This window comes from Chryseobacterium jejuense (assembly GCF_017877355.1).
In the GTDB taxonomy this organism is placed as follows: Bacteria; Bacteroidota; Bacteroidia; order Flavobacteriales; family Weeksellaceae; genus Chryseobacterium; species Chryseobacterium jejuense_A.
In genome coordinates this window covers 157,240-171,345 of the sequence record NZ_JAGIPR010000001.1, presented here as the reverse complement: position 1 = coordinate 171,345, position 14,106 = coordinate 157,240, and the positions used below count along the sequence as shown (strand labels likewise).

8 protein-coding genes are annotated in these 14,106 nt (G+C 39.5%); all 8 read right to left on the bottom strand.

Going from position 1 to position 14,106, the window contains the following annotated elements; translation table 11 throughout:
• Positions 1–3 precede the first annotated feature (3 nt).
• The 8 genes from J2772_RS00700 to J2772_RS00665 all read right to left on the bottom strand — a co-directional run bounded on the left by J2772_RS00700 (position 4) and on the right by J2772_RS00665 (position 14,011).
• Positions 4–1,398 carry a DUF4960 domain-containing protein gene (locus tag J2772_RS00700; protein ID WP_209912413.1) on the bottom strand — a complete coding sequence of 465 codons (1,395 nt, stop codon included), beginning with the start codon at positions 1,396–1,398 and terminating at the stop codon, positions 4–6.
• A gap of 13 nt (positions 1,399–1,411) precedes the next feature.
• On the bottom strand, positions 1,412–3,109 hold the full coding sequence (locus J2772_RS00695) for a RagB/SusD family nutrient uptake outer membrane protein (RefSeq protein WP_209912412.1): 1,698 nt from the start codon (positions 3,107–3,109) through the stop codon (positions 1,412–1,414).
• A 17-nt stretch (positions 3,110–3,126) separates the two neighbouring features.
• Positions 3,127–6,228, bottom strand: coding sequence for a SusC/RagA family TonB-linked outer membrane protein (locus tag J2772_RS00690; RefSeq protein ID WP_209912411.1), 3,102 nt, complete (start codon positions 6,226–6,228; stop codon positions 3,127–3,129).
• A 10-nt stretch (positions 6,229–6,238) separates the two neighbouring features.
• The gene (locus J2772_RS00685; protein ID WP_209912410.1) at positions 6,239–7,801 is read right to left on the bottom strand and encodes a glycoside hydrolase family 32 protein; all 1,563 of its coding nucleotides are present in this window, start codon (positions 7,799–7,801) and stop codon (positions 6,239–6,241) included.
• 93 nt (positions 7,802–7,894) lie between these two features.
• Positions 7,895–9,205, bottom strand: coding sequence for a sugar porter family MFS transporter (locus tag J2772_RS00680; protein WP_111954651.1), 1,311 nt, complete (start codon positions 9,203–9,205; stop codon positions 7,895–7,897).
• Between the two features lie 548 nt (positions 9,206–9,753).
• Positions 9,754–12,513: a substrate-binding domain-containing protein gene (locus tag J2772_RS00675; RefSeq protein WP_209912409.1), complete on the bottom strand. Its 2,760-nt coding sequence runs from the start codon at positions 12,511–12,513 to the stop codon at positions 9,754–9,756.
• Between the two features lie 89 nt (positions 12,514–12,602).
• The gene (locus J2772_RS00670; RefSeq protein ID WP_209912408.1) at positions 12,603–13,043 is read right to left on the bottom strand and encodes a Rid family detoxifying hydrolase; all 441 of its coding nucleotides are present in this window, start codon (positions 13,041–13,043) and stop codon (positions 12,603–12,605) included.
• Between the two features lie 59 nt (positions 13,044–13,102).
• Positions 13,103–14,011: an alpha/beta fold hydrolase gene (locus tag J2772_RS00665; RefSeq protein WP_209912407.1), complete on the bottom strand. Its 909-nt coding sequence runs from the start codon at positions 14,009–14,011 to the stop codon at positions 13,103–13,105.
• Positions 14,012–14,106 lie beyond the last annotated feature (95 nt).

The following is a 14,106-nucleotide window of genomic DNA, read 5'->3' as shown; positions in this document are numbered from 1 at the left end:
ATATTAATGGGTTACAAGATAATTGAGACTGTTCTCCGTCATCTTTTTGATGTTATCCTGAAACGAGTTGGGCTGGCTCGGGTTTCCGTTCACGGTTTCATTGTACCAGTCGTAGGCACCCGTACAGATAACCACACATTTTTTGTTGGCTGTTCCGCCAGGAAATTCAGCGATAGCAACACGCCCGTCCAAAGTATTGTCCCAGGCTTCACTGGCAAGATTATTGCCCCCTGTCTGGTTTCTCCAGCCAGCACCATTTACATATCCACCCCAATCCGGAAGGAACCACCAGGCTGTATGATTCAGACGGAATGTACCTTTCTCAAGCAGATTGGCTTTTCCTGATTCGTAGGTCTGAAGACCATCGAAAACAGGATGATTCTCATATCCTTTGAAAGAGATTCCCCAATCACTTCCTGTATCTATAAATCCGTTGGGAAGAAAATCTCCGAAAACATTATTCGGTCCTTTTCCGGCAGGAACTATTTCCAATGCATCAACATATTGCGCCGCAAAGCTTGTAAGCAAAATATTTCCTCCGCCATTCAGATACGTCTTTATTTTAGAAGTCACATTCTGGCTCATCGCATCTGCCGGTAAAGTGACCGCAGAATCGAAATGCCACCAGATCACATCAATATTGTTGAGGTTTGCCGCACCACTTGCGACATCAGTAACCGAAACATACACTGCCCCTGAAAATTTGCCGAAAAGCCAGTCAGAAGCTGCAATCTCATCCGGGTTTGTCAATCCTGTTCTTGTAGCAGCCGTTCCAAGGAATGCAACGGACGGTCCGGAAACAGGCGTTGTTACTTTAGCCGTATATACTTCCGTAAGACTGCCATTAGAAACAGTAAACGAAACCGGACTGGTAAAGTTAAGAGTTGCTCCCGAAGCAGGATTGATGCTGACGCCATTTCCTGTTTCTATTACGGGCTGCAATGCGGTAAGATTGGTTCCTTCCGGCATTGTAAGAGAAATGGTTTTGCCCGAATTATTGATGGTAGCAGATAATCCGTTGATCTTAAAGCTGATAATCGGGTCCTGAGCTTTTACAGTTACCTGATAATCTTTGTAGATGTTGCCATTTTTTACTTTGAATTTAACCGGCTGTGAAAAATCAATCATTGCTCCTGAAGCCGGCAAAACTACGGCACCCTGTGGAATTTCAATAACCGGAGTTAAGATCTTAACGCTTGTTCCATAAGGAAGCGTGACTGTGATTTTATCATTTTTATGATCAATTTCCCCAGAAACACCGTTTACCCTGAAAGAAGAAATATTGACTGAAACATCCGTAACAAGTCCATCTTCTATCTGATTGTCGCAAGACCAGATAAAGGCCGCAGAAATCAGCAGAATGATGATAATATAAGTTTTTTTGAATATCGATTTCATTCTTATCTTGTTTTTAATATCCGTTATTTTGTTTGTACAGTCCCTGGCTGAAATTGATTTGTGCCAAAGGAATAGGACAGTATTCCTCAATTCCGTGGTCAAATCCCGCCTGCGAGTAGTAAGATCTTTTAGTTTTCTCAACAGAATAATAACTGTTCATCGTTCCTGCTGTAACGCCCCATCTTACAAGGTCAAAGAAACGGCTTCCTTCCATGGCAAACTCCATCCTTCTCTCCCATCGCAACGCTTTTCTTGCAAAATCCTGGTTCCAAGTGCAGTTCACTCCCGGCTCATACTTGCTGATCAGATTGTTGGTGGTGTAACTTCCTGTAAGAACGGTACTATTGGCAGCTCGCTGTCTCACCTGATTAATTAGTGGTAAAGCCTCATTATATTGTCCCAGTTCTATAAGCGCTTCAGCTTTCATCAGCAAAACATCGGAATATCTTATGATGATTCTGTTTTTGGAATTTCCATAGAAAGGGTCTACATTCACGGTACAGCCACATCCTACAGGTACATTTTCCTTCAATGAAGAATAATACCCATAAGTTCCCGGACTTCTGCTCCAGCTTTCCTGAAAGATTTTGTTTTCTTCGTATTTCCAAGGCAGTCCGGGCAGGGCAACGGTGTGATACAATCTCGGATCTACTTTGTAACTGTTTAGTTGATTGTAATTAAGATCCACATCATTAAAAGTATCGAACATCGGTAGTCCCTGCGGTGTCGTTTTGAATGCGTTGACCAGATTCTGGCTTGGTTTATGAAAATCGCAGCATCCCAGACCTTGCGGCAGAGAAAGCATATCACCGTAATTGAGCCTTCCGAAAAGCGTTCCGTCATTGTCAGAATATTGAATGGAAAAGACTGCCTCCGGACCGTTCTCGTGTGTTCCCGGCAGGAAATTATACCCGAAGTCAGGCTCCAATGTGTAATTTCCGATCACCTGATTGGCAGCATCAATAGATTTCTGAAGGGTGACAGGATTTACCTGCATTACTGTATAGTTATCATCCTGCTCATAAGCCTGATACAGCCTTACTTTAGCAAGATAAGCATAAGCCGCGCTTTTCTTTGGTCTTCCAACTTCCGACTGTGTTGCAGGAAGATTAGCAGCTGCGAATTCAAAATTAGAAGCAATAGCCTCCCATAACTGCTGGTCTGTCTTTGCCTTGTTGGAGATTTTCGGATAATCATCAATAGGTGTATTTTCATCCACATAAGGCACATATTTAAATAACGTTTTTAGCAAAAAGTAGTAATGCCCTCTTACAAAACTCATTTCAGCGATACGCTTTTGCTTGTTCGGATATTCGGAATCTGAAAGCTGCTTAAGTGCGGCAATCGCCTTGTTACATCTGGAAATCCCTACATAATTGAGATACCATAATCTGTCTAATTCACCGAAATCTGAACGGATATTGTTTGAAATTTCAAAAAAGTGAAAGGTCTGGATATCATTGGTTCCGCTTCCTCCTTTGTACGCATCATCAGAACGTACGTTTCCATAAGGCCAAAGACTGAAAGGAGTATCATAATGGTCGTTTCCAAGAGATGCATAGGCTGCAACCACAAAACCATCCACGTTCTGAGGTGTTACCACATCAGCTTCCGACAGGACACCCCTCGGCTCATTGTCCAGAAAATCGTTGCAGGAAGTAGTTCCAAGCAAAAAGGCAAAAGCTATTATTAAAAGTATATTCTTTTTCATTTTTTATTATTTAAAAATTATAGGGAAAAATTAACTCCAAAATTAAACATCAGCGGTAATGGGTAACCAAATGCCGGCGTTTCAGGATCTATTCCTGTAAAGCTTTTCGATTTTATCGTCCAAAGATTCTGAACGCTTGCATACATTCTGAAATTAACAATATTGTAATGTTCCGTTAAAGATTTCGGAAAAGTATAGCCCAACTGTAAAACTCTCAGCTTCAGATAACTCCCGCTTTCCACATAATACGATGAGAATCTGGATTCTGCATTGCTGTCCACTGTCGTAAGCGCAGGAATATCCGAATTGGGATTCTGCGGAGACCACGCATTCAGAAGCCTTGTTCCTTTATTGGAACCTACATCATCCACACTCCAGAAGTCAGTCTGATATTTTTTTGAATTAATCACATCCACATCACCGACGCCCTGCCAGAATGTCGAAAGATCAAAGTTCTTGTATGAAAAGTTGAGGTTGATACCATACATAAATCCGGGATTCGGATTTCCAATCCACGTTCTATCTTTGTCATCAATTATTCCATCACCATTTAGATCTGCATAGCGGATTCTCCCTAAGCCTTTACCTGACTGACTTGCAGAATTATCCACCTCTGCCTGAGTCCTGAAAAGTCCGTCTGCAACATAACCGTACATTGAGTTGACTGGGCGTCCCAGAATATTATCTGTTGTTCCGTTTCCACCGTAATTGTTGATAACGGATTGTGGAAGTGCAGTAATTTTGTTGCGGTTCATCGAGATGTTCCCTGAAACTTCGTAGCGGAAACCTCCTGCGGTTTCATTCTGATAAGACAATGCAACTTCAATCCCTTTATTCTCCATCGATGCACCATTGATCCATCGGTCTCCTCCTTCTCCGATCACACCCAGATAAGGCGGTAATACCAGGATATCTTTTGTTGCTTTTTTATATACATCGATACTACCCGTCAGTTTTTGATTAAAAAATCCGAAATCTAAACCGAGATTGGTCTGCGTGGTGGTTTCCCATCTCAGGTCGTCATTTTTTGTCTGTGTTGCAATAAATCCTGATGGCAGTAATCCGCTTCCGACACCGGAAATATCGTAAGCCGTGCCATAAGATGTTGCCCACGTTGGATTTCCTCCTGCATAATTTGCGATATACAGCGAATACACCGCCGAATTGCTGATTTCCTGGTTCCCTGTTTGCCCCCAACCTGCTCTTAATCGCAAATCTGAGAAAAACGGAATCAGATTTTCTGCAAAATGTTCTTTATTGATTCTCCATCCTGCCGAGAATGCAGGGAAAGTTCCGAAACGGTTATTTTTACCGAATCTTGAAGAGCCGTCATAACGCATTGTTGCAGAGAAAAGATAACGGTTGTCATAATCATAAGAGAATTTCCCGAAGTAGGACAACAGGCTGTAATACGTGGAGCTTCCGCCGTTGAAAGCATCTCCTGTTCCCGCATCGGGATACATATAATCTGGTGTTTCTATCAGGAATCCTTCTTTTCTCAGCCAGGTATTTTTAAACGTATCCTTGTACATTTCCATTCCGCCCAACACATCAAAATGATGTTTTCCTGCTTTTGCGGTATATTGTGCGGTATTGGACCAGGTCCATTTCTCGGTGTCTGACTGGTCGATATTCACTGCATTGGTTTTGTTTTGCAGATAACCCGAAACATAGCTTCTTTGCAGCATTCTTTTGTAATAATTGGAAAGATCTATTCCAAAGCTTGATTTTAAGATCAGATTTTTCACAGGCTGCAATTCGGCATAAACATTTCCAAAGAATCTTTGGTATTCGTAGCCGTTGTCTTTATTGTATTCCAAAAGCCGGACAGGGTTCTGTCTGTCATTCATTCCGCCAACCGGTCCGCCCCACCCCATTCCGTCTACAGTATGAACCGGAATGATGGGCAAAGCACGTAAAGCAGGATCCAAAACGCCCGGATCCATCAGTTCATTGGTTTTATTGAAGGTGAAATTTTCACCAATTTTCAGTTTTCCATCGAAAAAGTTATAGGAGGTATTGACACGGGCAGACAACCTTTTGAAATTGGTAAGTTTCACAATTCCATCATTGTCATAATATCCCAGAGAGAAAAAGTAAGAACCTTTGTCCGAAGCACTCGAAGCAGAAACATCCAGCGAATTGGCAACCCCGGCCTGCGAAACCTCATCGTACCAGTTAGTATTGGCTGATTTAATCGTTTTTCCGGCATCCAGATATTCTGGAACATAGCTGTTGTATAAAGTCGGAATGCCATTCTGAACACCCCAGTCAAAACTGTAGCTGAGATTGTTGCTATTCGGGTTCAGTCCGTCATTGATATTGGCCTGCCAAAGCACCTGTCCGAATTGTTTGGCATTCAGAACTTCTGTTTTCTTTGCATATTGTGAATATGCCGTATAATAATTGAGGTCGATTCTCATCTTCCCTTTTTTTCCTTTTTTGGTAGTGATAATGATTACACCATTGGCAGCCCTGGAACCATAGATACTTGCTGAAGAAGCATCTTTCAGTACCTGCATTGTTTCGATGTCACTTGAATTAAGCTCGTGCATTCCGGCTTTTGTGGGAACACCGTCTATTACGTACAACGGATCCGTATTGTTCAGGGTTCCAACCCCACGAATCAGCACTTTTGTATTACTGCCGGAAGGAGATCCATCTGCTGTAATGTTAACCCCTGCTACTCTTCCCTGCAAAGATTTGATCGGATTGGGTTCGGCCTGCTTATTCAGGTCTTTCATCTCCACCACGGAAACCGCACCGGTAATGTCTGCTTTTTTCTGCTTGGTATATCCGGTTACGATCACCTCATCTATGCTTTTTATTTTCTCTGCAGCTAATACGATGTTAAGAACCGTCTTTTCATCCACCACGACTTCACGAGTGGAATAATCCGGATAAGTGAAAATCAAAGTATTCCCTTTTTGCAGATCATTGATCTGAAATGCACCGCTGCTGTCTGTTGTGGTATTGGCTCCTGTTTCCGAAACAGTTACGATAACCCCGCTCAACGGTTTCTGATTTGAGGAAACTACCTTACCTTTAATGACTTCCTGCGCAAATACATACGAAAAAGGCAAAAGGCAAAAGGCGATGGCTATTTTGTATTTCTTCATACTATAGTTTTTATTTGATATTAATCTGATGAGCATTGAAGTTCACTGTACTTCCTTTGGTATCTGTGGATAAGCTCAGCTCCGAAAAGCTTTCATTAGGGAAGAAGATTTCGGTCATTACCTTTTCGCCGTCATTGAAGAAAATTTCGATGGAAGTTTTATCCAATACAATTTTGAACGTTATGTTTTGGTAGTTTTTTGCTAATGGTGCTTTTGAAATCCTGTCTGCAAAATTGTTCTTAAAATCGGTTTTCCCGGATTGGGTACGGTCAATAAAAAGTTCCTGTTTGTTATTATCAATTCCGAAAACAACCTGTTCTCCCAATGAATTTTTCAACGCAAAAGTGTAAACGCCTTTCGTCATTTTTTTGAGATCAGCATCGATAACTGCTTTGGAAAGATCTATTTCTCCTTTGCTGATGAGCTTTTTATCCGAAACAAGGTTAATTACTTTTTTAACGGTCTTTCCTTCGTAATTTTTAAGCTGGGAAACGGGAGTATTTCTCAGAGTGTAACCATCTTTGGTCCTTTTCAATGTTACTTCACGGGGAATAGTGGAACTTCCTCTCCATTTTTCCGTCGGCACATCCGGTGAATAGTCCCAGTTTGACATCCAACCTATTATTACTCTTTTGTTATCCGGAACATTATCAAAAGAAACACTCGCATAATTATCACGTCCCCAATCCAGCCAGACCACTTTTTCTTTTTCGAGCTGCTTTGTAAAAATATCATCCATTTTGAATGTTTTTCCGTCAAAATCTCCTACAAAATACTGGGCAGCAGAACCTCCATTTGGGCCACCCGGATTGATGTTAACGATAAGCACCCATTTTTCTTCATTGGTTCCTTCTACCTTTATCGGGAAAAGATCCGGACATTCCCAAACGCCGCCGTGTCCGCCGAAATCTTTACCAAATTCTGAAAGGAAGGTCCAGTCTTTCAGGTTTTTTGAGGCATAAAAATGCTGTCTGTCCTGTACCGCCAATCCCATTACCCATTGTTTTCTTTTAGCATCCCAAAACACTTTGGGATCCCTAAAATCTTTTATTCCGGGATTTTTCAATACCGGATTATTGCTGTATTTGGTCCAGGTTTTTCCATTATCCAAAGAATAAGCGATTGCCTGAGACTGTGCGTCAATTTCCCCTGCTTTCTCTTTCTTCATATCATGGTAGGTAAAAATTGCTACTAACGGAACATTCTTCCCATCGCCAAATCCCGATGTATTATCCTTATCCACAACTGCACTTCCGGAGAATATTGCCCCCTTTTCATCATAGGCAATTGCAGGAGCCAATTCTTCCCATTTTATGAGATCTTTACTCATGGCGTGTCCCCAATGCATCTTACCAAAATCCGGAACACTCTGAAACGGTGTATACTGGAAAAATAAGTGATAAGTTCCGTTGAGATAAAACAGTCCGTTCGGATCATTCATCCAGCCTTTTTGAGGCGTGAAGTGATAGTTGGGCCTGTAAAGCTGCTCTTCAGACGTTTTCGAATCCGATTGTGCATTGAGCCCGGAATAAAACGTGGAAGCGATGATTAAAGTTGATATGATTTTCTTCATTATGATTATTTAATAGGAAATTTTTGAATTATTTAAAAACACTTTATTCAATTTATATAGGTTTTCTTCCCGATGATTATATTGATTTGATATCTATTTCGTCAGTGTTTTGCTTAATTTTTCCAATGATATACCTTTGGTTTCCGGCATCATAAACATCACGAATAATAATTGGAATACCATTGCAATGGTAAAGACTAAAAACACGGTCCCTGCTCCGATAGTGGAAAATAATGTAGGAATCAGTGATGGAATAATCGCTGCCAGAAGCCAGTGTGTGGAACTGCCGAAAGCCTGTCCCGATGCACGAAGATGATTTGGAAAAATCTCCGAAATAAATACCCAAATTACCGTTCCCTGACCAATAGCGTGAGAAGCAATAAAAAGAAACAGGAAAATAGGAATCGCCAATCCCGACCAATGGAAATAAAATGCCATAGAAACCAATCCCAGAGAAATGATATACCCTACAGAACCCAAATACATCAGTGTTCTTCTCCCGACTTTATCAATAAGATTGACTCCAACGAGAGTGAAAACCATATTCACAACACCAATTCCTATACTGCTGAGCAGTGCTGTTTTCTCACCCAAACCTGCCTCACCAAAAATCCTTGGTGCGTAATACAGGAATGCGTTGATTCCCGACATCTGATTGAAGAAGGCTACGAGAAAAGCCAACATCAAAGGAAAACGGTATTTTTTCATAAAGATATTTTCCTTTGGCGATTCAGCGTGGTCATCTTCCATCTGGGTGATCAAAGTTTCAGAATCCTGATCCGGACTCAGGATTTTCATCACTTTTTTCGCTTCTTCTATTCGAGAATGGGAAACCAGCCATCTTGGACTTTCCGGAATGGTAAACACACACAATGTATAGATAGCTGCGGGAATTGCCTGTACTCCAAGCATCCATCTCCAGTCGTTGTCGCCAATACCGCTTAATAAATAATTTGATAAAAATGCAATTAAAATCCCCAGAACAATATTGAACTGATATAAGGAGACCATTCTGCCACGATCTTTTGCAGGCGCAATCTCTGAAATATAGGCCGGTGCAGCAATCGTAGAAGCACCAACACCCAAACCGCCCATAAACCTGAAAAATGCAAACAGATAAGGATCATTGGAAAGTGCCGTTCCTATGGCAGAAAACGCATATAAGACACCAATGATTAAGAGCGTTTTTTTCCGTCCTAATGTATTAGTCGGGATTCCGCCGAAAATAGCCCCTATTACTGTACCCCATAATGCCATCCCCATCACGACCGCTCCGTGAAATGCATCTGAGCTGTTCCAGAGTGTCTGCAATTTTTTGTCTGCGCCGGAAATCACTACAACATCAAACCCGAAAAGAAATCCTGCCAAAGCTGCCGTGATAGACCACATAAGAATTTTATTCATCTGTTAAAATATTTATTTGTTTGTGGCTAATATATCCCGGGGCGGCAATCCGAAGGTCTAATTATGTAACTAAATATTTCAGCAAGGTTAATTATTTATTAAGAAAACACAACTAGTTAAAAATCAATAGATTAATTTAAAATAATTTTATTAAAGTTTCATCAGGTTACAAAATTGTAACATCGTTTTATAAAAATGTTACGTGTATTTTGATATTTTTAAGATTCAACAACAAGTAGTGTTATGAAAGTTTTAACTGAAAAACGGGGCAAGGTGGATGCTTTTTGGGTCAGTAACTTTTTGGAATTATCATATGTGGGTAATACGTACAAGTACTGTCATCAATCGTTCAGGAAGCTGTTTATTCGTCCGAATGAAGGTGCGTTGTTGAAAAAAGTGTAATAGAAAAGCAGCAGTTTGATTTACTGCTGCTGAATATTGTAAAATACTAGATGTGAAAATTGATATTTAATATAGAGTAAGCTTTAGATTTTGTTATTACCCTATTACTTTCAAATAGGTGATCATTTGATTTCATACATTTCTTATCACTCCTTCCCTGCAGACTTTCTAAAGGCATTTGGGGATATGCCAAATTTATTTTTAAAAACAGTGGAAAAATAATTCGGGGAAGAAAAACCTGTTTTGTATGCAATCTCAGAAATCGTCAGTTCAGGATTTTGCAGCATTGATTTGGCCTGTTCCAGACGGAAATTGTTGATATAATCGCTCACGTTTACATCAAACATCGCTTTTATCTTTCTATAAAGCTGAATTCTGGAAATATTAAGCAGGTCTGCAAGATTTTCTACTGAAAAATCAGGATTGTCGATATTGGTTTTGATCAAGTGATTCAGATTGTTCACAAAGGTTTGTTCTATGCTTCCAAACGACTTGCTGTCCGCAATTCTGCCGATATTGTTTGTATAGTAATATCGTAGTTTTTCGCGGTTGTAAAGCAGTGCACGCAGCGACTGTATCAGAATCGGGTAACTGAAAGGTTTTGTGAGATAAAGATCAACGCCGGATTTCAGCCCCTGCAGATAAGATTCTTTATTGTCCAGAGCTGTCAGAAGAATGACCGGAATATGTGATGTACGAAGGTCATTTTTTAGAATTTCACAGATTTCAAAACCATTTTTATCCGGAAGATTGACGTCACAGACAATAACATCCGGAATTTCGCTCAAAGCCTTATCAATCGCATCCGTACCGTCAGAAACCATCACCTCAAACTCATTATTAAGTTTTTTGCTTAAAAAGAAAGACAAATCCGAATTATCTTCGACCAAAAGCAGCGAATAACGTTCGCCCTGAGATTCCTGATTTTGGGTAATTGTCTCTTCTTCCAATCCTGCAAAAACAGCATCTTTTGCCAGACTTTCGGCATCTGCAAGACTGAGCTCTTTTACCATTTGGTCTTCGTTGAAATGCTTGTTTCCCTTATAAAGACTGATGACAAACTCGGTTCCCTGAAAAGAGCTCACTTCTATCTTCCCAAGATGAAGCCCAATGAACTGCCTGCTAAGATGAAGCCCGATTCCTGAACTGTTTTTTCTGTTGTTGGAACCTTTGAAATACGCTTCAAAGACGTTGCTGATCTCTTTTTCAGGTATTCCGATTCCATTATCTCTGAAGCTGATGACTGCCTGATTTCCTTTTTCCTGAATCGTAATTTCAATCTTTCCATTGTCCGGCGTAAATTTGAAAGCATTGGACAAAAGGTTGAAATAGACTTTATCCATCAGGTTTCTGTCGATGTAGAGCTCAAGATTTTTATTCTGTGAATGAATTTCGAATTTGATATTTCTTTTCTTAGCTTCATTTTCAAAATCACGAAAAATTGAATAAGTAAAATCGTAAATATTCGTCTTGGAAACTCTTAGGTTAAAAGTTTGATTTTCTATTTTCCTAAAGTCCAATAAGTTATCCACCAATCGTAATAATCTGTTGGAGTTTTTATTGATCAGCTCCAGCTCATATGTTGGTTTTGTGCCTTTGGATTTGCCTGAATCCATCAAAGACTCCAATGAACTGAGAATAAGCGTAATGGGTGTTTTAAATTCGTGAGACAATCCCGTAAAAAAATTAACTCTCGCTTCATTGCTGTCTTTCAACTCATTGGCAATGGTTTCAATCTGATTTCTTTGAATAGTAATTCTCTCATTGGTAAGCATAAGCTGCTTATTTTTTATCTTGATTGCATAAATAAGGTAAATAGAATAGGCAACCAGGCAAAACATCAATATCAACAATATGATAGACCATCGGAACAATTCTTTTTGAGAAGAATATAGCTCAATCTGTTTTTTAACCGCCTGTACCTGACTTTCTATAACACCCTGCTGTTCAATGATTTTATCAAACTGATTGCGCATAATTTCTGCATTCATCCGGTCAATGATCGTTGTGCTGAGCTTAATTCTTTTGGGAACAGCAACACCGTTATGAATCTTAATCGCAGTCTCTATCGCTTCTGCTCCACCAGTCGGATACAGTAAAGTAGCATTCAGCTTTCCATCTAACACCATTTGTATTCCGCCGTCTTTTGTATTCAGTCCGTCAACTCCGATAAATTTGATTTGATTTTCCAACCCTTTATTCCGTGCAGCCTGCCACGCAATGGCCGCAAGCTCATCGTTAAAAGCAAAAACATACAGACTTTGATTTCCCAAGGAATCCAGCGTTCTCCTGAAAGCGTCTGCCGGAAGACCTTTAAAGGTTTTTATCAGCTTTGTATTGGGATTGTTTTTAATGATTTCCTGAAAGCCGAGACTTCTTTCTATGGTTGGAGAAGATTGGTCATCGCCTTTTATTTCAATTATTTTTTTATAATTTTTGGAATCTGAAAGAATGTAATTGGCCGCTTCTTTACCAATCTCCAAGTTGTCGGCGCCTATGTAGGTTGTATATTTTTCTGAATTGATCTTCCTGTCAAGCAAAATAACCGGAATATTTTTGGCAGCCGCTTTTTCCACCACAGGAACTAAGGATTCGGGGTCAATGGGTGAGATGATAATCACATCCACCTTACGATCAATCATTTTTTGTATATCCTTAACCTGTTTATTAACAGAATTTTCTGCTTTCTGTATATTCAGCTCTACTTCGGAATGAAGCGATGCCTGTATCTCCATAGAATGGTTCATTGCCAATCTCCAGGGATGATTTCCCAGGCCCTGCGAAAATCCGATACTAATTTTGTCTGACGTTTTCTGAGATTCTTTACAAGAAAAAAAAACAAGGAAAAACAGAAGAAATAACATTCTATAAGCCTTAGGAAAACCGAAAACTTTCAAAAATTTCATTGTTAACATATTAACACAATATTAATAAAGATGTTGCAGACAGGCAATTTTTAATTACAGTATTTTGTGCTAAATATGATCTATTTATACTATTTATTTTTAACGGCAATACATTCTATTTCTATACTTGCATTTTTGGGTAATGAAATCACTTCAACGGTACTTCGCGCTGGAAAACGATTATTGAAATAACGGCTATATATTTTATTGACCATTTCGAACTGCTTCATATCTGTAATAAAAATAGTTGTCTTCACAATATGGTTAAAATCAGAATCATTATTCTCAAGGATTACCTTTAAGTTTTCAAAAATCTGAACTGTTTGCGCCTCAATGCCAGGTTTTATGCTGTTTGTTTTTTGATCCAATCCAATTTGACCCGATATAAATATCAAATCACCATAATTGGTTGAATGGCTATAGGGACCTATTGGTCTTGGTAAGTGGGTATGCTTTACCGCCCCAATTTCTTTTTTTAAACTGCATGACACTAATGTCAATGAAAACAGAAATAATATAAATTTGTTCATTCTAATTGATTATGATTAAAAAAGAGGCTAGCGACAGCTAACCTCTTTTCTAGTTTCACTTATTTTTTAATGAAGTTGAATAATTCAGCATTGAATTTTTCCAATTCTTCGATGAAAAGTGCATGACCGCTTTTTTCGAATGGAACCAAAGTTGAGTTTTTAAGCAAAACCTTCATTTGTTCAGCAAGGTCGTATGAGCAGATTTTATCTAACTTACCATGCAGGATCAGTGTTGGAATTGTTATTTTCTTTAAATCATTGCGCAAGTCACTATCCCGTAAAGTTTTAAGTCCTTCAGCCATTGCATAAGGTGATGCCTGAGCCTGAATATTTCCCAACCATGCCCCATGCCCCGGAGATACACTGGTTTCATTGGCCGGGAAGATTTTACCAAATGTGGCGAATAGCTCGGGACGGTTTTTATTGTTAAGATTAATCAATCCGTTAACATCGTCTTTGGTCCATAAACCATAATTAAAGTCTGCACGTTTTGTCCAGATAGGTGCTGCTGCTCCAAACAGCGCCATTTTGGAAACATGGGCCGCATTGTATTTGGCTACATAATGAATGACCGTTGCACCTCCCATGGAAAATCCGCCGATTGTTGCATTCTTGATTTCCAATTTATCTAAAACAACCTTAATATCATCCGCAAAAACATCATAATTATATTTGCCTCCAGGTTTATCAGATAAGCCAAATCCTCTTAAAGTAATCCCAATCACCCGGTAACCCTTTTGAATAAAATCAGCATATTGATATTCGTACATTGCATCGCTTAATGGCCATCCGTGAATTAAAACTACAGGCTCACCTTCACCAAGATCGGTTACATGAAGTCTAACATTTTTTTCGACTTCAACATATTCTTCTCTTCCAAAGGACGCCGGAGTTCTTTTAGCTTGTGAAAATAAAGAGCTGGATATCAGCGTTGTAAATAATCCGATTGTTAAAATTAAATTTTTCATGATCTTTAAATATTTATTGTTGTTATTTTTTGATACGACAAAGTTGGCTTAATTCTTCAGGCATTACAATGGACGGCTTTCGCTTTGAATTGCAT